Genomic DNA, 19,536 nt, shown 5'->3' with positions numbered 1-19,536 from the left:
ACCTTAGCGGCGTGCGTTCGGGACGCGGAACATCATCGGTGATAGTTCACTGGATGTGACGACCGGATGACCCTGACGAGCCGCTCACCTCCCGACACGGGGGCGTGCTTGGTGCGTTGTGACGTTCGTGGTGAACGGGTGCTCGTGCGCTGCCCTCGCGACCGGGGACCCAGGCGGGAACGGCACGGCCGGGCCTGGAGTGCCTGGTCGGCGCGAGGCCAGCCCGGGGGTTGTCGCGGTCCGGTTCCCCGGGGTGCTCCGCAGCGGCTGCGCGGCGACCGACGGAACGGATGGCCCGACTCTTCAGCGCGCCGATCCGCCGGCGGGCTCGACGTCAGCCGGCGCGGCACCCGCGGGGATGTCGGCCCAGACGGTCTTGTGGCTCCGGTGGTTCTCGACGCCCCATCGAGTGCTGATGGTGTCGATCAAGAGCAGACCGCGGCCCCGGAACGGGCTCAGGGACGACGTGCCGGGCTGGAGCAGCCCATGGGGCGTGGCGTCGTCGACCTCGATGCGCACGACCGGTTCTGCGGAGCTGCGGTGCAACCTCAGGGCACGTGGTCCGACTGCGTGTTCGTAGGCGTTGGTGAGCAGTTCGGTGACGATGAGTTCGGCATCACCGACCACGTCCTCGTCGAGGTCGGCCAGGAACTCGCGGGTCCAGGTTCGAACCTCGGTCAGTGGCGGCAGGTCGGTGTCGAGGGCGAACTCGCGCTGGTGGTCGGTTTGGTCGCCGTGGGTGACGGGTAGGGCGGTGAGAGTGAGCAGTGCCATGTCGTCGCGCAGTCGTTCACCCCACCACTGCCGGGCGTCGGTGAGCAAGGCCTCGGCGATCTCGTCGGCTGGGTGGTCAGCGCCCGTCCGGAGCCGGAAGGTGTCCAGGACGGCCGCGAGGTCCTGGGATTCGCGCTGCCGGTACCCACCCGCGCCTTCGGTGAAGCCGTCGGTGTAGAGCACCAGCGTGTCGCCGGGGTGCAGCGGGACTTCCATCACCTCGTGCCGGACCTCGCCCAGCACGCCGAGCACGGGGCCGCCCACGGGCAGCTGCGTGATGCGGCCGTCGCCGTGGCGCAGCAGGGGCAGCGGGTGGCCCGCGCAGGCGATGCGCAGGCGCGTGGGTCGGTCGGAGGTGTCGAGCACCGCGTAGACCAAGGTGCAGAAGGGGCTGTTCTGACGCAGCAGTGCCTGGTTGACCAGCGACAGGACGTGGTCCGGTTCGGTGCTGTGCTGGGCCGCGGTCCACAAGGTGTGACGCACCAGACCGGTGACGGCGGCTGCTTTCGGGCCCTTGCCGCAGACGTCACCCAGCACGAGCACGTGGCGCCCGTCCGGAGTGGTGTAGGCGTCGTAGAAGTCACCTCCGATCTGGTCGTCGTGACCGAAGGGGTGGTAGCGGGCCGCGAGGTCGAATCCGGGCAGCTCGGGCAGGCGAGGAGGCAGCAGGGGGCGTTGGAGCGCCTCGGCGGTGCTCCGCAACCTGCGCAGCAGGAGGTCCTGCCGGATGCCCACGGCGACCTGGTCGGCGACCCCCGCCAGTGTGGTGAGCGCGTCCTGGCTCAGGTGTTGTGCGGTGGTGACGAGCAGCACGCCCATGAGCTGACCGCCGAAAATGAGCGGGTAGCCGGCGAAGCCGGTCGAGCGCTCCCGGGCGGAATCGGTGTGGTCCTGCTGCGGGTTGTCCAGGTGCGGGCGCTGTTGTGCCGCGATCTCCGCGATGACAGGTCCGGGCGGCTCGTGGGCGTGCTGCGCGTCGTCGAGGCGCGGGCACTCCCCGGCCTCGGCGGCGGCGGTCAGCTGGGTGCCACGTGGCCCGACGGTCCAGATGTGCACGCACGCCGCGTCCAGGTGGCCCGCGATGGCCTGGGCGCACCGGCGCAGGTGTTCGGGCAGCTCACCGGGTGCGGTCATGGCCGCGGCGACGTCCGCGGTGAGCAGGGCGTGTTTGGTGCGTTCCGCCAACCGGCGTTGGGCGTGCACGGAAGCGGTGACGTCCTCGGCGAGGACGAGGGTGCGTTCGGCCCCGTTCGCGTCCATCACCTGTTGGGTGGCGAGACGGAGGACTTGTTCCGTTTCCGCCCCGACGGTGCGTGTGAACGTCGCCTCGGCGGCGTCTCGACTGGACAGGAACGCGTGCAGATCGTCGTGGACTCGTGCCGGGAACAGCGTGTGCAGCGGCAGTCCGAGCGATGCCGGATCCGTCAGGTGCAGGATGGCTGCGGCCCTGTGGTTCCACCCGGTCAGCGTTTCGGCGTCGTCCACCACCACAGCACCGATCGGCGCTTCGGCCAGGAACCGGCCGAACACCCGGTCACCGACCTGTCGGACGATCACCGCGCCATCGGCCAACTGCCGTTGGGCGGCGTCGAGCGAGGCGGTGTAGGCGCGGCGGCGCGCCATGGACTCCAGCACGTTCCGCACCACGTCCCCGAGCCGGTCGCTGGATCCGGCAGGGAGGCGGCGGACTTGGTCGGCCGAGAACAGCAGCGGCAACATCGCCGTCCCGCCCTCGGCACCGGGCGCGGACACCACGACGACCGTCACGTCGACCCCGTCGGGTCTCAGGGAGTGCACCAGACCCGCCGGGGCCGGCAGCTCGTCGCCGACCACGACGAGAACCGGACGGGACCCGCGCGACGCTTCCGCCGTGAGGGTGAGGAGGTCCTCGACGGTGGCGCGGGCGGTCTCGACCTCGTCGCGAAGCTCGGTCTGCAGGTTCAGTGCGACTTCCTCGGCTGCGCCGATCAGCAGGACGAGGGGCACGGCCGATTCGTCAGTCACCGAGTAGGGGTTCACCGAGTAGGGCCTTGGCAACCCAAACGCGCAGCACATCGGTGACCGGGGACATCACGTGAGCGGCGCGGGCGTCTCGCAGGAGGCGGTGCAACGCCGAGTCGTTGGCGTAGCCGACTCCTCCGGTCAGGGTCAGGGCGTCATTGACCACCGCCTCCGCGGACTCCGCGGCCTCCGCCTTGGCCGAGCAGAGCGCGGGCAAGGCATCGGGATCACCGGCTTCCGCCGCCGCGGCTGCGTGGTAGAGCAGCCGCCGCGTCCGCTCGACCCGTGCCCACATGACCCCCAGCCGGTGCTGGACCAGCGGCTGAGCGGCCAGCGCACGACCGCTGTGCGCGTGCCGGCGTGCCAGCACGTGGGAGCGCGCCTCGTCCAACGCGGAGGCCGCCACCCCCAGGTAGGTGCCCGACATGGCCATCAGGAAGTAGGGGGCGATGACGTTGAACACGTACCAGATCTCTTCGCCCTGCTCACCCAACAGGTGCGGCCGGCCGATCTCCACGCCTCGCAGTTCCAGGGTCCGCGACTCGTTGCCACGCATTCCGAAGCCGCTCCACGGCTCGCCCCAGACCATGCCGGGGGTGTCGGCGTCGACCACCGTGCACGAGAACTCGCCGGGCGGTACCCCGGGGTCGGTCGCGACGGTGGAGACGACGTAGGAGTCGGCTCGACCACCGTTGGTGACGAAGCTCTTGACGCCCGTCAAGCGCAACCCGTCCGCACCGCTGCGCTCCATGCTGGTCTGGGGAAGCCAGAACTCGCCGCCTACCCCCGGCTCCGACAACGCCAGCGTCGTCAGGTGCCGCCCTTCGACGATCGGGGTGAGGTACCGCTCCGAGTGGAAGCCCGTGGCCTTGGCAGCCATCACCGCGGAGCCGACCAGGTGCATGCCGAAGCAGATCGACGTGGAGGCACACGCCCGGCCGGTCGCCTCACCGACCTGCACGACCGCCGACAGCCCCTGGCCCATCCCGCCGAACCGCTCGGGCACCACCAACCCACCCAACGCGCTGCGCAGAGCGGCTATCCCCTCAGCGGGCCACTGCTGAGTTTCGTCGACGGCCCGGGCCCGCGGGGCCACGACGTCTTGGGCGATCTCCCTCGACAGAAGCACCGCCTTGCCCAGTTCTGCCCGGGTCACCTGCCGCCTCCCCTGCTCGCCGTGCACCGGCCCGTCAAGACCCGGACACCGGACCAAGGTTAGTCGGCCACCGGGCACGACGAACAAGGACGCGCCCCTGCGGCCCGGTGCGGCGGTCGTCGCAGCCGTGGACGTGAGTCCGACTTCCCGCCCATCGGGCTGCGGCGCAGGTCGGAGGCGTGGCGTTCGACGTGGTGTCCACGGTGTCCGGTGCGCGGATCACCTCGCGTGACGCCCGGGGTGGCGTAGTAGTCGTGCCGACGACTGCGCGTGTCACGTCGCGCCTGCCCCGGGGCCCGTGCGCACGGTCGACCGACCCTCTCCGGTCGCGTCCCGGCAGATTCCCGGTGAGGATGAATACCTGTCGGTCCCCAGGAGGTGGTAGGAGGTGGGGCACGCAGCCGTCGTGGTCGGTGACCTGCCGTTCGTCCCGCCGATGCTGGCCACCGCGGGTGAGCCGCCGACGGGGGACGGGTGGGCGGTCGAGTTCAAGTGGGATGGTTACCGCGGCGTGGCATATTGCGCGGGCGACCGGGTGCGGATGCTCAGCCGCAACCACCTGGATCTGATCGACCGGTTCCCGGAGCTGCGGATCCTGCCGGACTTGCTGCACGGGCGCACCGCCGTGCTCGACGGCGAGATCGTCGCCCTCGGGTCCGACCAGCGCCCGGACTTCGGGTTGCTCCAACGGCGCTCTCGCAGCACCGCCGGTGTCCGGGTGTTGCGCACCGCGCCCGTCGCGTACTACGTGTTCGACCTCCTGGTACTCGATGGGCGATCGGTGCAGGGCCTCCCGTATCACGAGCGGCGGGCCATGCTCATCGCGCTCCAGCTGCCCGGCGATCACCCGATCCAGGTCCCGCCGAGCTTCCCCGACACCGAGCCCGCGACGATCCTCCGTGTCGCCGAGCAGCACGGTTTGGAAGGCATCGTCAGCAAACGTGCCGGTTCCCGTTACGAGGCCGGACGACGTTCGGCCGCCTGGATCAAGACGCCGCTGCGTCGCACGCAGGAGGTCGTCATCGGCGGCTGGAAACCCGGGCAGGGCCGTCGTTCCGGCACCGTCGGGTCACTCCTGCTGGGCGCCTACGACGAGCCGGGCCTGATCTACGTGGGTCACGTCGGCACCGGCTTCACCGACGAGGCACTGGTCGACGTGCAGCGACGTCTGGCCGGGCTGCGACGTTCCACCTGTCCGTTCGCGACGCCGGTCCCACGCGAGTACGCCCGCGACGCCCTCTGGGTCGACCCCGTTCTCGTCGGCGCCGTCGAGTTCCGCCAGTGGACCACCGACCGGCGTCTCCGGCATCCGTCCTGGCGTGGCTTCCGTGCCGACAGCGACCCGCAAGACGTCCGCCGCCCGGACGTCGGATCGACCTGAGGCACTCTTCCCCCTCCCGTACGACGACCGCACACGGTGGCTGCGGCCAGGGTGAACCATCGGGGGTTGGTCGTGCGGTGAGCGTCAGGCCTCGGCCGAGACGCGCGAGCGGCGGGACCGGACCCCGCGGGTGATCAGGAAGGCGCTGACGACCAGGACCAGGGCCAGCAGGATCCACGGCGCTTCCCGGAACGGCCACACCGAGTGGACGGCCTTCACGACGGTCACGACCGCGCGGTGGTGGTCGTCGGTGGCGGCGCGGGTGATGCGGATGTCGTCGGTGATCTCCTCCGGCCGGAACTCGGCGTCGTAGCGGGTCAGGAAACGCGAACCGGTCAACGCGGCGGACAGCGCCGGGTACCGCGGGTCCGGCTTCACCTCACCCGCGAACGCCAGCTCGGGCGCGCTGCCCTCGGGCGCCGGGTTGCTGACGTCCACCCGGTGGTCGGCCAGCACGTACAGCCGCAGCGGCTGCCGGGTCTCGGCCGTGGCGGACAGGCGCATCGGGTAGACCGGGGTGTCGGTCTCGAACGCCAGCCGCATCGGCGGCAGCCCTTCGGCCAGGCTGCCGGAGGTCGGGGCCAGGCGGACGGCGACGACGAGCCAGCCCTCCGCGAGGTACGGCGAGAGCGCGCCTTCGAGGGCGGTGGGCAGGGTGAAGTCGTGGTCCCCCAACCACTGCGTCACGGAGGTGGCGTCGGTCCCGGCGAGCTGGGCGACCTCGTACGGCCCGACCTCGACGTGGTCGACGACGGTGGCGCCCTCGGACCCGGGTGCGCTGCCCGCGCCGTCGCCGTAGACCGTCACGGTCCGCACCTCGACGTCCGGGCGGCTGATCCGGTCGAGTTCGGTGAACAGCTCCCCGTCTGCCACCTCGAACCGGGCGCGGGCGGGCACCGGCATCAGGAACGCCGCCTGGGTCGCCTCGGAGTGCGCCTGCACCGAGAGGGTGATCGACTCCGTGCGACCGGTCAGCTCCACCAGCGCGGTCTCCTGCTGCGCGGACAGCTTCTCGTTCGCGACGAACGCCCCGCAGGCGCACGCGCCGGACATCGCCGGGTCGACTGCCACCATCGTGGCGGCGAGCGCCGCCACGACCGCCATCCGGGACGCCACCCGACTGATTGCCATGATCCGTCCGACGCGGTCACCGGTGTCCGGGTTCCGCCATTCGAGGGACGTCAACGGCGTCCGACGCGTCGAGGGGTGGGGATGGGGCTGGTCGCGGATGGACCCGGTGATCGTGGCCTTGACCGCGAGCGCCGCGCCGGACCGCGCCCACTCGCTGAAGTCGAACGGCTGCACGTCCAGCTCGATCAGGTCCGGGTCGTCCTCGTAGGTGTCCTCGATGCGGTCGTGCACGAGCCTCGACGCCACCTCGTACAGCGGCAGCCCGTCGCCCGTGAGCAGCACCTTCTGCGGGTCGACGACGTCGGTCCAGTGCAGGAACTCGTGGCGCGCGACCAGCCCGTCGAGGACGATCCCGCCCACGGTCACCAGCACCGGATCCACCGTGACGGCCCGGAACGCGGCCTACAACGGCGCGCTGGCGCCTCCTGCTCCGCGAGTTGACCTGTTCCCCCTCCGGTGCGCGGATGTCGTCTCTCCGGCGTCCGCGCACCCCGGGCTTCAGGCGCCCGCCGATCCGGGACGGCCGGATCGTAGGCTCGGGAGCGACTCGGCCACGGGGGCTGAGCGAGGACGGAGCCGAGGTCACCGTGTTGCACGCCTACGGTCCCGCCACCGACACGCCCGACCACCTCGCCGCTCTCGTCCACGGCGACACCGACGCCCGGAAAGCCGCGGTGCGGCACCTCAACTCGGCGATCATCCACCAGAGCACGCCCTGGCTCGCCACGCCGCAAGTGGTCGTGCACGTGGCGGGGCTGCTGGCGGACGACCGCGTGCCGGACTGGCTGCGCGCCGAGCTGCTCGCGTTCCTGGCCGAGGTCGTGGCCGAGGCGTGCCACCCGGAGAGCCGGGCCGAGCTGGAGGTGATGGCCCTGCCGGAGCGGGACGTGGAGGGCGAGATCACCGCGTTGCTCGCCGAGGACCGCGAAGACGAGGTCTACGAGGACCTGGACCTGGCGAACGCCCTCTTCGCGCGGGCGGCGCTGGGTTGCCTCGACGCGGTGCCGGCGGTCCTCGACGCCGTGCAGGGCGTGCCGGGAGGTCGTGAACTCGCCGCCCTCTGCCGCCGGGTGCTCGCGACGAGCCGGCCCGGGTGATCAGCGGTTCACGCGGACGACCCGGCCGGGAGCAACCAACACCGCACGTGCCGGTCGAACTCCCCGCAGCGGCTCGGGCAGGGCGGCGGCCCGATCCGCCTCAGTCGCCGGGGTAGCGGGCGTGCCAGTCGTCGTGCGCAGGGGCGTTCGGGCCGAACTCGGCGGTGGCGTCGTCGGTCAGCCGTTCGATGACGTCACGCAGTTCGAGCTGCGCCAACCACGTCGGGTCGATGGCGTCCTCGCCGTAGAGGGCGCCGACGATGTTGCCGCACACGGCGCCGGTCGAGTCGCTGTCGCCGTCGTGGTTGATCGACGCCAGCAGTGCCGCGTTCAGCGTGTCGGTCGTCAACGCCGCGTAGACCGCGATCGCCAGCGCCGACTCGCCGACCGCGCCGTTGCCGAGCGAGGCGACCTTCTCCGGGGTCGGCGGACCGTCCAGCGCCACGGCGGCGTCGAGGGCGGCCGACGTCTCCTCGTGGCCGTCCCAGCGGACCAGGTGGGTCCGGGCGGCGTCGAGGGCCGGCCGCAGCGGCACGCCACGCAGCAACTGGTGCACCAGCACGGCGAGCACACCGGCCGACAGGTAGCCGCTCGGGTGGCCGTGCGTGATGGCGGCGGAGGCGGCGGCGACCTCGAACACCACCGCCGGGTCCGGCGACCACAGCGCGATCGGGGCCGCCCGCATCACGCCGCCGCAGCCCTTGGAGTCGTTGACCGGTTGCGCGACCGTGCCGGCGCGGCCGGTGAGCCCGTAGTCCTGGAGCGTGAAGAAGCACGTCGCCCCGGGCGCGCGCCGCTTGAACAGCCCGCGCACGCCCACCAGCCACCCGTCGGGTGACTCCGAGGTGTGCTGAGGGCCGCGTGCCCTCGCCCACGCCGTGCCCTGGGTGTGCAGCCAGCGCTGGTACGCCATCCGGAGTGAGCGGACGACGTCACCGTTGCCGTCACGCCGCTGTCGGGCGTGCGCGCGGATGACCGCTTCCAGGGTGAACAACGTCATCTGCGTGTCGTCGGTGATCCGCCCGACGCCGTCGTAGGCCGGGATCATGCCCGTCACGCCGAGCGGCCCGGCGAGCTCCCGGATCTGGTCCATCGGCTTGGACTCGATCGGTGCGCCCAGCGCGTCCGCCACGGCGCCGGCCAGCACGCAGCCCCGCCAGCGCCTCGGGTCCACTCCGGACACCACCGGTAGGAACGCGTCCGGACCGGCGGGTGCGGGCGCGCGCGTGATGAACTTGCGGCCCGCCTCGTCGATCCCGATGTGCAGCTCGACCCGCAGCACGTCGCGCGGTGGCCGTGCCGGTTGGGCGTCGGCCGCGTGCTGCCGGCGCACCAGGTCCGCCAGCACCGCGAGGTCGGCATCGGACAGGAAATCGCCTGACATGCTCACGTCCTGGGGTATCTCGTCGTCCAGTCGCCGGTGCCGCCGCTGAGCGGCGAGGCGCGGTTGAAGTGCCGGAAGGCGTCGGTGGCCAGGTTCTCCACCAGGTAGCGCAGCTCCAACCGCTCCAGCCACGCAGCGGGCAGGCCGGGGATGCCGACGCGCGCACCGAGCAGCGCACCCGCCACCGCACCGGTGAACGCGCTGCGCCCGGAGTGGTTGACCGCGCGCAACAACGCTCTGTCCGCCCTGGGGTTCTCGTGCCCGGCGACCGCAGAGAACGCCTGCCGCAGCACGGTGGTCGTGTCGCGCCCGGCGCCCATCTCTTCGGGGTTGAAGGCGTCCACCAGGCCGAACTTGTTGTAGTTGGGGAGCGCCGACACCACGTCCACGCCCTCCACCTGGACGTCGCGGCCCGCCAGCCACAGCGGTGTCGGGTTGGCCTTCTTGTCCAGGACGATCCGGAAGACGCCCGTCAGGTACTCGGTGGCGGCGATGTCCTCTTCGGACTGCGTCGTCAGGCCGGCGATGACGCGTGCGGCCGTCCTCGGGCCTTGTGCGAGCCCGGTGCCGGGACCGCCTTCGGTGAGCGCGGCCGGGAGTGCGGCGAGCAGCGCGGCCGGACCGGAGCCCGTTCCCGCTCGGCCCAGGGCCAGGTCGCGGATGGCGGCCAGTTCGTCGGGATCGGGCAGCCGGTCGGCGTAGAGGCCGGCGACCCTGACGAGCCACCCGTCGATCTCGCGCGGAACCGTGTCGCCCTGGGTGTGCAGCCAGCGCAGCAGGCCACCGGTGGCGGCGTCGGCGAGGATCGCCTCCCCGTCCGGTGGGCGGTTGTGGTGGCTGCGGATCACGCTTTCGACGAGGAACAGCAGGCGTTGGGTGAGCGAGCCGATCTCGCCGGAGACCAGGTCGCCGACGCCGTGCGGTCCGAAGCGGGCCTGGATCTCGTCCCAGCTGAGGGCGTCCACCGCCTGGCCCAGTGCCTCGCCCAGCGCGAAGCCGACGATCGCGCCCGTCACGCGCCCGTAGCCGTACTTGAAGCCTGTCGGTGCGTGAACGCAGTACTTGCCGAACGCGTTGACCTGCGGGGTGATCCGGCCGTCGTCGCTGTAGACGGGTTGGAGGCCGTTGGCGGCGTAGTCGGCTTCGGCGGGCCATCGCTGCGGGTCGCCGGTCTCGTGGACCAGCTGTTCCCAGGACTTCCCGACGACGGTTCGGCGGATCTCGTCGTCGGTGAGCTCGAAGCCGTTCGCGCGGGCGTAGCGGGCCTCGTGCACCGGGATGTCGGCGGGGGAGCGGAGTCCCAGCTTCGCCGCCATGTCCGCGGTGAGACGGGCGGTCTCCTCGCCGACCTCGAACCTCGCCTCCGCCACGTCGACGGGGGGACGCAGGCGGGGGAACTCCCGCAGCGCGGTTGCCAGGTCGGCCGTGGACACGTCCGTCGTCCCGGCGGGGCTGGTGAAGGTCAGCGTGGTCGGCTCGGGGAGGCTCGCCACGAGGCTCGCGAGATCGACCCGCCGCCACTGGGTGGTGTCCTCGGGGAGGTGCTGCGTGGAGGTGTAGACGGGGTACCAGTCCGAGGTCCGCTTGCCGACCAGGCCGGTGTGGGGGACGAGGACTTCCGCCTGGGTGAGGCCGGTGAGCAGCCGGTCGTCGTCCATCCAGCCGACGGCGGCGAACAGCAGCATCCACTCCAGCTGGTTGGCCGGGGGGAGGAAGCCCATCCGCATCGGACCGGCGCGGTAGTTCTTGTTGGCGCTTTCCCGGGTGGTCGGCGTGCCATCGGGCTCGATCCACTTCCAGCCGCCGAGCGCCCTCCCCGGCACACCGAGGTAGCCCAGACCGGACGCCGCGAACTCGGGATCGACGATTTCGGCCCAGTACCCCTCGCCGGGAGTGCGGGCGGGGACGCTCAGCCCGCCGGGCCGAGGGCTCGCCTCACGCAACTGCCCGTCCGGCTCGCGCACGATCAGCCGTGGCGGGGGGAAGATCTCCTTGCCCGCATCGCCCCCGTCGAGGTAGGCCACGGAGTTGTAGGGAACCGACCACCCTTCGGGCACCCGGCGCACCTTCCCGTAATCGACCCGCAGCCCTCGCGCCCCGTGGACCGCCCGGAGCCACTCCTCGACCTTGGCCACCGCCTCCGCGGTCTCCACCCCTGCTCAACCCTTCCCTGTCGTCATCGCGACCGCTCGACGGTGAACGTCGGCGGTTCACCCGCTGCGCGTCGGGCGGCTTCGTCTTCCCACATCGTGAACGTGCGGCGTCGGATGGATCTGATCAATGCGCGTTCTTCGGGGGTGAACGCCTTGCGGCCTTCCCGTTCCTTTTGTTCGTACATGGCGTCGATCGTCTCGTAGAGTGCGAAGACCGGCCCGTCCCCACGGAGTCGACCTCGCTCCTCCTCTGTCCGCCAGATGAACCTCTCCCGGTCGATCACCGTGACATCGCTGGTCGAAGTGGCCAGTAGCACCTCGACTATCGGCCTGTTGTCCAGTTCGAATTCACCGGTTTCGGTGTTGAGCAGGTGGCCGATCCAGTTGCCTTCGGGGTCGGTGTCGAGGACGAAGGTGGATCCGTAGTACTTGAAGTAGGCTGGGGTTTGCACCATTACCGATCACCATCCTGGACGGTTCCCCGCCCCTGCCTGAACGCTTCACCGAACAACTCCTGCTCCCTGGCCAGGATCGACCCGGTCAGCGCACGTTCCTCCGGCGTCATCGTACGGCCCTGCTCCTTGGCGAGTGCTTTGAAGTCCCGGCGGACCTCGAACAGCGCGTGCTCGAAATCAGCGACGTCGTCGATCGCCTTCAAGTGCAGTCGGAGTTCCGCCACGTGGGACGTGCCGTCTGCCAGTTGGAGGCGCACGTTGAACTGGAGATCGCGGTAACCGCTCTTCTGCGGAGTGAGGAACCGGTCGTCGAAGTCGACGACGCTGATTTTGGAGTCGTCCTGTTCCACTTTGTCCAGCAAGATTCTCAAGCCTTTGTAGGCATCGGCGACAGTGCTGTACTGGATCTTGGACCCGACCAGGTCGACCAGCTTGGCCGCGTCACCCTTGTACCCGGCGATCTTGTCCATCGCCCGGACCCTGCTCTTCTCGGTCTTCCGGGAGAAGGCTTCGCCTCCCGTCGCCGTGGCGACCTCGTCAGCAAGCGCGTGCAACTGCCCTTGTTTGACTGACCAGTCGCGGTAGAGTCCTTCGAGGTACTGGGCCAGATAACCGGTGTCCTGGTTCGCAATGATGAAGTCGGGTTGCACCCGGTGCGAAGCGGGACTGTCGTCGGCGAGATTCTGGGCACGTTCGGACAGTTCCGCTTGTTCGGGCGTGAGTAGCGCGGGGCCTGGGGCCGGTTCCGCGTCGTAGTGGTCGGCGAGGACTTCCGGGCCGTCCTCGTGCTCGCGGACCTCCCGGACGCAGTCGTCCAGCACCTCGATCGCCTGCGGGTGCCTCAGGAGGTTGGCCAACGTCTGAGGTCGGGCGAGGAGCGAGTTCTCCAGGAACGGGACGTCGCGCAGGAGCGCGGCCATCTCGGGATGGCGCGGCAGGAGGGCGGCGATGGCTTCGCCGATGTGCAGTTTCCGGCCGTCGACCGCGATCCGGGAGTCCGGGTCGCGTTGGCTGATGGCATCGGCCAGCCGCATGGCTTCCTGGACGCGCGGCTCCTGGAGGTAGCGGCCGATTTCCTCGCGGGTCGGGGGTGGGCGGTCGTCGCTTCGCTGGTTCGGCTCCGCTGCGCCGTAGCCGGTGTCACCGGCGGCCGTCGTGTCCTTCGTGGACGCCTCGGTGTCGGCGCGTGGTGCTTGGCGGTCGGCTACTTCGGCCAGGTCGTAGGGGAGCAGGTCCAGCTTCACCGGTGGGTGGGGCAGGCTCATCAGCGAGTTGGTCTGCGGGTCCACGAACGCGACGCCCTCGCGCGTGTGCACGACTTCCGCCACGTGGCCGTACTCGACGCCGTCCGGCCCGATGTACTTGACCGCGATCACGGCGCGCGACTCCACTGGCAGGTCTCGCATCGCGCGGATGACGTCGTCGTAGTCGTTGTGCGACCGCCACTCTCCGCCCAGCTGCTCCTGGACGTGGTCCAGGGTGCCCAGGGACTCCATCTGGTCGGGACGCAGCGGTCCGGCTTCGGTGTCGATGCCCGACTGCCGCAGCGCACTCGCCACGACACCACGCGTGCAGTTGGTCTGGTACCCCTGCTCGAAGGCGTCCGCCTCGTGGAAGCGCGGGTTGACGCCGGCGAGGTGCGGGTGTCGCTCGGCGACGTACTTGGCCGACTGGTTCGCGTTGGCGGTGTCGGCGTGGATCGCGGGCTCGGAGGGCGGGTTGGTGGCTCGGGACAGCGGTGACCAGTCGTGGCTGCCGGTCGTGTCGACGTCGAGCGGTCCGCCGTCGAGCATCGGGTCCGCGCCCGCGTAGCTGCTGCTGTTGCCGCCGCCGAGTCGGGTGGTGATGGTGCTCTCGGCGGGCTTCGACCGTTCGGGCTGGTCGGACTTGCGACCCTCCAGCCGCTCTCTGATCGCTTCCTTGATCAGCGCGTCGAAGGTCTTCGCGTTGGCGTTGTTCGCGGCACGCCGGTCGGCGATCTCCTGCTCCGCCGCGGTCCGGTCGAGGTAGCGGGGGTCGCCGGGCAGGACCTCCTCGACCCGGATGATCGTCTTCTGCTTGACGTGCTCGCCCTGCCGGACCTCCAAGGTCTCCTTGGCGTGGGTGTACCACTGGGTGGCCGGCTTGGAGACCGCTTCGCGCTCGTCCTTGTTCTGCGACAGCTCGTGGATGTCACGGGCCGTCTTGGCCTGGATGTGGATCTCGACGTCGTCGCCGAACTTGGACACGAAGTCCGGCGACTCCTTGATCGAGGCGCTGACGACGGTCGGCTCGACGGTCGTGCGGCCGGGCACGTACTGGTCCGCGATCATCTTGGCGAGGACCGGGCTGCCCATCACGTCGATGCCGCGCACCAGCTCGGCTTCGATCGGGTCCAACTCGTTGATCGCCGAGACGATCGCCCGTACCTGGTGCCGGGCGCGCTGGAAGTCGACGGGCTTGTCGTCCGCGAGCTTGCCGTCGGGGCCCAGTCGTTGCGCGGTGTTGGTCGAGGCGAACAGGTCGTGGCCGGTGTAGGCGTGCAGCGCGATCGCGCCTTCGTCGGACAGGCGGGAGAGCGACTTCGAGGCGTCCCGGTGCGCGAGCGCGTCTCGGGTGATCTGGAGGCGGCGGGCGTCGCTGGAGATACCGGCGGCGATCGCGGCGGTGTCGGCGACGGTGGCGCGGTGGTCCGGGTCGAACAGGTAGTCCTCGCCGAGATCGGTGTCGACGCGATCCGCCTGGCCGGGGTCCGACTGGCCGGGGTCCGTGTCGACCGGGTCGGCGGCGGGGGCCGCGTCAACAGGGCCTGCATCGACGGGATCCGGATCGACGGGGTCCGTGTCAACGGCACCTGTGTCGACGGGGTCGTTGCCGGTGCGGTCGGGGTAGGTGTGGTTCCGCTCGGCAGGATCTAGTCGGGCACGGTCGAGGTTCGCGCTGGTCGGTTCGGCGCTGTCCGGTTCGGTGCGGGGTGGTTCGGTGTCGATCGTTTGGTCTGCCGGTGGCTTGGGGTGCGCTTGGTCCGGCGTCGGTTCGGGGGCGGGCGTCGGGTTCCGGTGTGGTGCGGCTGGTGCGCGTTCGGGGTCGCGCGAGGGCTCGGGTGGGGTCGACGGCTCGGGGGCGCGCGCAGAGTCGGGCGGCGTGACCGGCGCGGGAGCCCAGGTCTTGGGCGGGCTGGGCGGCTCGGGAGTGTGAGTCGGGTTCGGCTGGCCGGCTGGACGCGTGCCGGCAGGCGGCCTGCTCGGGCCGGGCGGGGGTGGGCCTTGTGGTCGGGGTGCGTTGGGTGGTGGGAAGGCCGGTTGAGGCCCAGGGTGGCGCTGGGGTGGCGGGCCTTGGGGATGAGGGGCGTTCGGTGCGTAGCCCTGTGGGGGCATCGGCGCGCGACCGATGGGTGGGCGGTGTGGCGGCGGAGGACCCATCGGCCGCGCGGGAGGCGGCATCGGGGTCCGTGGCGGCGGCGGTGCTGGTGTGTAGGGCGGCGGCGTGGGGCGGCCGGTTGGTGGCATGTCGGCGCGGGGTGGCGGAGCGCCGTGAGGTGGTGGCGAGCCGTGCGGGCTGCGCTGTGGTGGTGGGACCGGGCCGCGTGGTGGCGGTGTGCCTTGCGGTCCGCGTGACGGCGGTCCCTGGTTGAAGGAACGCGGAGGTGTGCCGCCGGGCTGATGTCCGGGCATCGGCGGTGGAGGGGCGCTGTGCTGCTGCGGGATGGGTGGGGCGTCGTGGCGTGGCGGAGGTGGGGTGTCGAAACGCGGCGGGAACTGGGGGCCGGTGGTTCCTGCGGCGAAAACGTTGCCGTGGGGCGGATGCCGGCGGCCGGGGTCGACGGGGTAGCCGCCCGGCTGGGGGCCGAAACCACCGGGGGAAGGGGGAGCCGTGCCGTGCCCGCCGCCTGGTGCGGGTGCCCTCCCGTAACCGCCGGTGGAGGTTGCTGGGCTGGAACCCGTGCCCGTGCCCGTGCCGGCGGCGGTGCTGGAGTTGGAGCCCGTGCCCGTGCCCGTGGTGGAGCTTGGGCTGGTGGCGGTGCCTGGACTGGTGCCGGTGCTGGGTGCGGCGGTGGAGTTGGTGGCGCTGCCAGGTGTGGCGGCGCTGCCGGGACTGGTCCCGGTTGGCGCGGGTGATCCTTGGCCAGGCGCGGCAGAGGGTGTGGGCTGGCTTGCGCTGCCCGGTGGTGGGGAACCGGCGGTGTGTTGGGCGGCCGGGTGTTGGGTGGAGGTTTGGCTCGCAGCGGTGCTGCTGCTGGACGGTGTGGTGCTGCTGGGCGGCGTTGCGCCGGAAGGGCTTGTCCCGCCGGGCGGTACCCACGCCTGGGACGCCGGGGCGGAGGCGGGGGATTGGCTGGACGTCTGACTTCCGGCCTGACCCGCGCCGGCCTGACCGGCACCGGCCTGACCCGCGCCGGCCTGACCGGCACCGGCCTGACCCGCACCGGCCTGCCCGCCGAGCGAAGCGCCGTCCGTCCGGTCCGTGACGCTCGGTGACAAGCCCGAAGTCCGGGTCGACGCCTCCCGACCCGGCAGGTCGTCCACACCGCCACCGGACCGCGACGGACCAGGACCCGTGTCCGGAGTGGAACGGCCCGCACCGGGGGAGGCCGGAGTGTCGGCGTTCAGATCCCTGACCGCACCGAGGGAATCGGTCGCCCCGCTCACACCCCGATCGACCGCCCCGCCGGACGCGCCCATCAGCACGTCCTTCGCCGACAGCTGGTCCAGCTCACCCGTCACCGCCGCCTCGCCAACGGTGGTGACCGCGCCCTCCACCGCACCACGCGTCGCCGCACGCACGGCACCGTCGGCAACCTGACCACCGACGCTGTCGGTCATCCCCCTGGTCGCACCCGCCGGCACGGCGTTCGACGCGGCGCCGACCACGCCCTCCACCGCACCACCGACGGCGGCGTCCCCGGTCTTGCCCCAGTCCCACGACTTCCGGTCCCCACTGGCCACCTGCACGGCCTGGATACCGGCATCCAGCGCCACCCCGGTGGCCACGTTCGTCGCGACCTCCCGCAGCACCCGCTGCAACACCTGCTGCGCGACCTTCTTGAACCCCTGCTGCATCAGCTTCTGCAACAGCTGCCGGAAGATCATCTGCACGGTCATGCGCGTCGCGATCTGCGCGGGCACGATGCCGGCGGTCGACGCGCCGAACGTCACCACCGCCGAAGCGATCATGGCCGCGATCGAGATCGCCAGCATGATCAGCGACGCGATGATCATGTACTTGGTGTACTCGACGTCGAGCGCCGTCGCGTCGCACGAGTCCCCCAGGGCCTGGCACGCCTCGGTGAGCGACGTGAAGTACGCCTCGTCCCCGTCGACGTACTTGCCCCAAGCCGCCTCGAACGCCTCGGCGCTGTCCCCGGTCCACTCACCGATGATCGACGTCGCACCCCGGTCGGCGGTCGAGCCGACCTGCGGAATCGCCCCCGCCGCACGGTGCCAGGCGTCACGCAGCTCGCGGAGCTTGTCCTCGTCGCCCTCCGGCCAGCTCTCGCCGACCACGATCGGCAGCAGCCACTTGACCTCGTCGGGTATCTCCATGCCCACTGAGCGTTACCCCCGCCACGCCGTCTTCGGCCCCGAACCGGTCTGCATCGCCGTTCAGATCCCGCGCGTGAACGTCTCGGCGTGCGCGTCCTCGACGGCCCGGTACGTCGTCATCGCGTCGACCACGCTGCCGCGCATCCCGCGCAGCCCTTCCACCAACGACGTGAACGCCTGCACCGCGCCCTCCGAACCGGGCACGTAGTCCTTGGCGAACTCCTGGCCGGACTCGTCGCCACCCCAGCACGCGCCGGCGGCGGAGAGGGCGTTGGCGAGCGCGCTGCCGGCGGCTTCCAACTGGTCCGCCGCCGAAGCGAGGTCGGACGCGGCGGTGGTCGCGGCCTCCGGGTTGATGCCGAAGCCGCCCGCGCCGCCCGCGCCCATCAGTAGCTCCCCTTGAGCCAGGTGTGGGGTTGGTCGTCGTCATCGGACGACGCGGTGCGCCTGCGTGCGGCAGTCGGAGGAGGCGGCGGTGCCGGCTCGGTCCGGGCGGCGAGCGCGCTGCGGTCCTCGAACGAGCCGTCGTCCGGCGTGACCGGCGGCGGTGGGGGCGCGTCGAACCGGGGGAGCAGCGCCGACAGGGAGGGCGCGCCCTCGACCAGGTCGGACAAGTCGGGCAGTCCCTCGGTGAGCGGGGACATCAGGTCGTTCACCTGCTGCTTCACCTGGCTCGCGCCGTCACGGGCGAGCTGGAGCACGGACCTGGCCAGCGCCTCGGGGGTGGACCGCTCGAACGCGGACGGCGCGAACTCCAAGTGCGTGAGCACGCCGCTGGAGTCGACCGAGGCCCGGACCAACCCGTCCTTGGACGTCAGCGACGCGGTGGTCCGCGCAGCCGCGGCCTGAGCGTCGCGCAGCATCTCGGCCTGCCGGTTGAAGGTGTCCAACAGGCCGTTGACCTGTTCCTTCATGGCGGCGTTGCGCGCTTCGAGGCGCGCTCGATCGTCGCCCGACATCGCCAGGATCCCCCCTGATCGCACGTGGTGTTGATCAGGACCATAGCGCTTCGGGCGGCACGTCCGTGGACGATCGGTGGATCCGGGGTCGGGGCCGCGGCCCCGACCCCGGATCCACCGATCGTCCACTAGCGCTGGGTGATGTCGGACGGTGAGTAGAAGCAGTTCCTGCCGTCCGCGCCTTCGCCGATCTTCTTCGGTTCGGAGCCCTTGGGGACGCCTTGGTACTTCTCGCAGATGACGGTGCTGCCGTAGACGGTGATGCGGGAGAAGCGGGCGGTGTCGCCCCAGTTGGTGTTGATGCCGGCGAGCACCTTGGTGCTGCGGGCGGTGACGCCGTCCATGACGACGTGCCGCTGGTACGACGTGGAGCAGTTGCCGCAGGCGCGGTAGAGCTTGCCGGAGCCGTGGACCTGGAAGTTGCGGATGGTGACGGTGCCGGCGCCGTTGTGCTGGAAGACCTTGTCGGTGCCGGACTTGGCGCCGCCGCCGTCGACGAGGTAGGTGGCGGAGGAGCTGGAGGACTTGAACGTCGCCGCGTCCTCGCCGACGTCGTTCCACCAGACGTTGCGGATGGTGCAGGAGCCTTCGCAGTGGATGCCGTCGCCGGCGGGGGCGTCGATGAGGAGGTTCTGGATGGTGCCGCCGTTGGCGACGACGAACATGGGGTCCTGGCCTTCGCCCTGGCCGCCGTCGCCGATGCCGTAGTAGCGCTTCATGCCGCCGTCGAAGTAGGTGCCGACGTTGCGGGTGGTGGTCTGGTGCACGCTGCCGGTGTCGCCGGGCCACGGGCCGCTGCCGTCACCGCCACCACCGGGGGACGTGGTCGTCGTGGTCGTCCGAGTGGTGGTCGACGTGGACGTGGACGTCGCGGTGGACGTCGACGTCGGTCCGCCGCTCACCGGGGTGAACGTCCACTGCTTGGTGGCGACGCTGTCGCAGGAGTTGGTCTGCACCACCGCGCCGACGGAGGTGGAGTTGTCCTTGAGGTTCATGCACTTGCCGCCGTTGGTGTCGACCACGCGGTAGTTGCTGCCGCTCGCGGTCAACGTCCAGGTCTGGCCGGCGACGCCGGTGCACGCGGCCTGCTGGACCGCCTTGCCCGCCGACGTCGACGAGTCCTGCACGCCGACGCACAGGCCCGTGGCGACCGAGCTGATCCGGTACCCGCCGCTCACCGCCGTGAGCTTCCACTGCTGGCTGCTCGCCGTGCCGCACGCCGCTTGCTGGAGCTGCACGCCCGCGGCGGAAGTCGCACCGGGAACGTCCAGGCAGTGCCCGCTGCCCGCGTTCTTCACGGTGTAGGTGCCCGCGCCGATCGCCGCCGAGGCGGACGTGATCGGCCAGACGACGAGCGTGGCGGCCACGGCCGTCACACCCGCCGCGGCGGCCAAGCCCGCCCGCCATCGCGCGCCGCGCGGCCGTGCGGCCCGCGTGGTTGGAGGTTGAATGCTCATCGACTACTCCGCTTCTGACTCGCCCGGACGTCGGAACTGGCATCGGCGACTATTCACGCGCGACGG

The 19,536-nt window shown here is 71.2% G+C and carries 12 protein-coding genes; 2 read left to right on the top strand and 10 right to left on the bottom strand.

The window, feature by feature from the left end:
- Nucleotides 1-303: 303 nt before the first annotated feature.
- Together ACRAKI_RS23380 and ACRAKI_RS23375 are read right to left on the bottom strand one after the other, a co-directional pair.
- Nucleotides 304-2,778 (bottom strand): SpoIIE family protein phosphatase, encoded by a 2,475-nt coding sequence (locus ACRAKI_RS23380; RefSeq protein ID WP_447002644.1) that lies wholly within the window; start codon nt 2,776-2,778, stop codon nt 304-306.
- A complete protein-coding gene (locus ACRAKI_RS23375) occupies nt 2,771-3,931 on the bottom strand; it encodes an acyl-CoA dehydrogenase family protein (RefSeq protein ID WP_447002643.1) in 1,161 nt (386 codons plus the stop codon). The genes ACRAKI_RS23380 and ACRAKI_RS23375 overlap by 8 nt, the downstream gene beginning before the upstream one ends.
- A 388-nt stretch (nt 3,932-4,319) precedes the next feature.
- On the opposite strand from ACRAKI_RS23375, the gene ligD reads away from it, so the two are divergent.
- Nucleotides 4,320-5,312 carry a non-homologous end-joining DNA ligase gene (ligD, locus tag ACRAKI_RS23370; RefSeq protein WP_447002642.1) on the top strand — a complete coding sequence of 331 codons (993 nt, stop codon included), beginning with the start codon at nt 4,320-4,322 and terminating at the stop codon, nt 5,310-5,312.
- Between the two features lie 84 nt (nt 5,313-5,396).
- Here ligD and ACRAKI_RS23365 read toward each other — a convergent pair whose 3' ends face one another.
- The gene (locus ACRAKI_RS23365) at nt 5,397-6,815 is read right to left on the bottom strand and encodes a DUF2330 domain-containing protein (protein ID WP_447002641.1); all 1,419 of its coding nucleotides are present in this window, start codon (nt 6,813-6,815) and stop codon (nt 5,397-5,399) included.
- Nucleotides 6,816-7,030: 215 nt separating this feature from the next.
- Between ACRAKI_RS23365 and ACRAKI_RS23360 the strand changes: the two genes are divergently transcribed.
- Nucleotides 7,031-7,540: a hypothetical protein gene (locus ACRAKI_RS23360; RefSeq protein WP_447002640.1), complete on the top strand. Its 510-nt coding sequence runs from the start codon at nt 7,031-7,033 to the stop codon at nt 7,538-7,540.
- Nucleotides 7,541-7,640: 100 nt separating this feature from the next.
- Here the strand turns inward: ACRAKI_RS23360 and ACRAKI_RS23355 are convergent, their stop codons facing one another.
- From ACRAKI_RS23355 to ACRAKI_RS23325, 7 genes are all read right to left on the bottom strand, one after another.
- On the bottom strand, nt 7,641-8,924 hold the full coding sequence (locus ACRAKI_RS23355; RefSeq protein ID WP_447002639.1) for an ADP-ribosylglycohydrolase family protein: 1,284 nt from the start codon (nt 8,922-8,924) through the stop codon (nt 7,641-7,643).
- A gap of 2 nt (nt 8,925-8,926) precedes the next feature.
- Nucleotides 8,927-11,077, bottom strand: a complete 2,151-nt coding sequence (locus tag ACRAKI_RS23350) for an ADP-ribosylglycohydrolase family protein (protein ID WP_447002638.1) — start codon at nt 11,075-11,077, stop codon at nt 8,927-8,929.
- A gap of 23 nt (nt 11,078-11,100) precedes the next feature.
- Complete coding sequence (locus ACRAKI_RS23345) at nt 11,101-11,532, bottom strand: hypothetical protein (protein WP_447002637.1); 432 nt, start codon at nt 11,530-11,532, stop codon at nt 11,101-11,103.
- Nucleotides 11,532-17,054 carry a WXG100-like domain-containing protein gene (locus ACRAKI_RS23340; protein WP_447002636.1) on the bottom strand — a complete coding sequence of 1,841 codons (5,523 nt, stop codon included), beginning with the start codon at nt 17,052-17,054 and terminating at the stop codon, nt 11,532-11,534. The genes ACRAKI_RS23345 and ACRAKI_RS23340 overlap by 1 nt, the downstream gene beginning before the upstream one ends.
- Before the next feature lie 60 nt (nt 17,055-17,114).
- Nucleotides 17,115-17,441: a WXG100 family type VII secretion target gene (locus ACRAKI_RS23335; RefSeq protein ID WP_447002635.1), complete on the bottom strand. Its 327-nt coding sequence runs from the start codon at nt 17,439-17,441 to the stop codon at nt 17,115-17,117.
- Entirely contained in the window at nt 17,441-18,013 is a 573-nt protein-coding gene (locus ACRAKI_RS23330) for a YbaB/EbfC family nucleoid-associated protein (protein ID WP_447002634.1), read from the bottom strand. Before ACRAKI_RS23330 ends, ACRAKI_RS23335 begins: the two co-directional genes overlap by 1 nt.
- Before the next feature lie 128 nt (nt 18,014-18,141).
- Nucleotides 18,142-19,470 (bottom strand): pectate lyase, encoded by a 1,329-nt coding sequence (locus tag ACRAKI_RS23325; protein ID WP_447002633.1) that lies wholly within the window; start codon nt 19,468-19,470, stop codon nt 18,142-18,144.
- Nucleotides 19,471-19,536: the final 66 nt, after the last annotated feature.

The sequence above is a fragment of the Saccharothrix isguenensis genome (assembly GCF_052936305.1).
The sequence above is the reverse complement of the archived record's forward strand: the minus strand, read 5'-3'. Positions and strand labels throughout refer to the sequence as shown.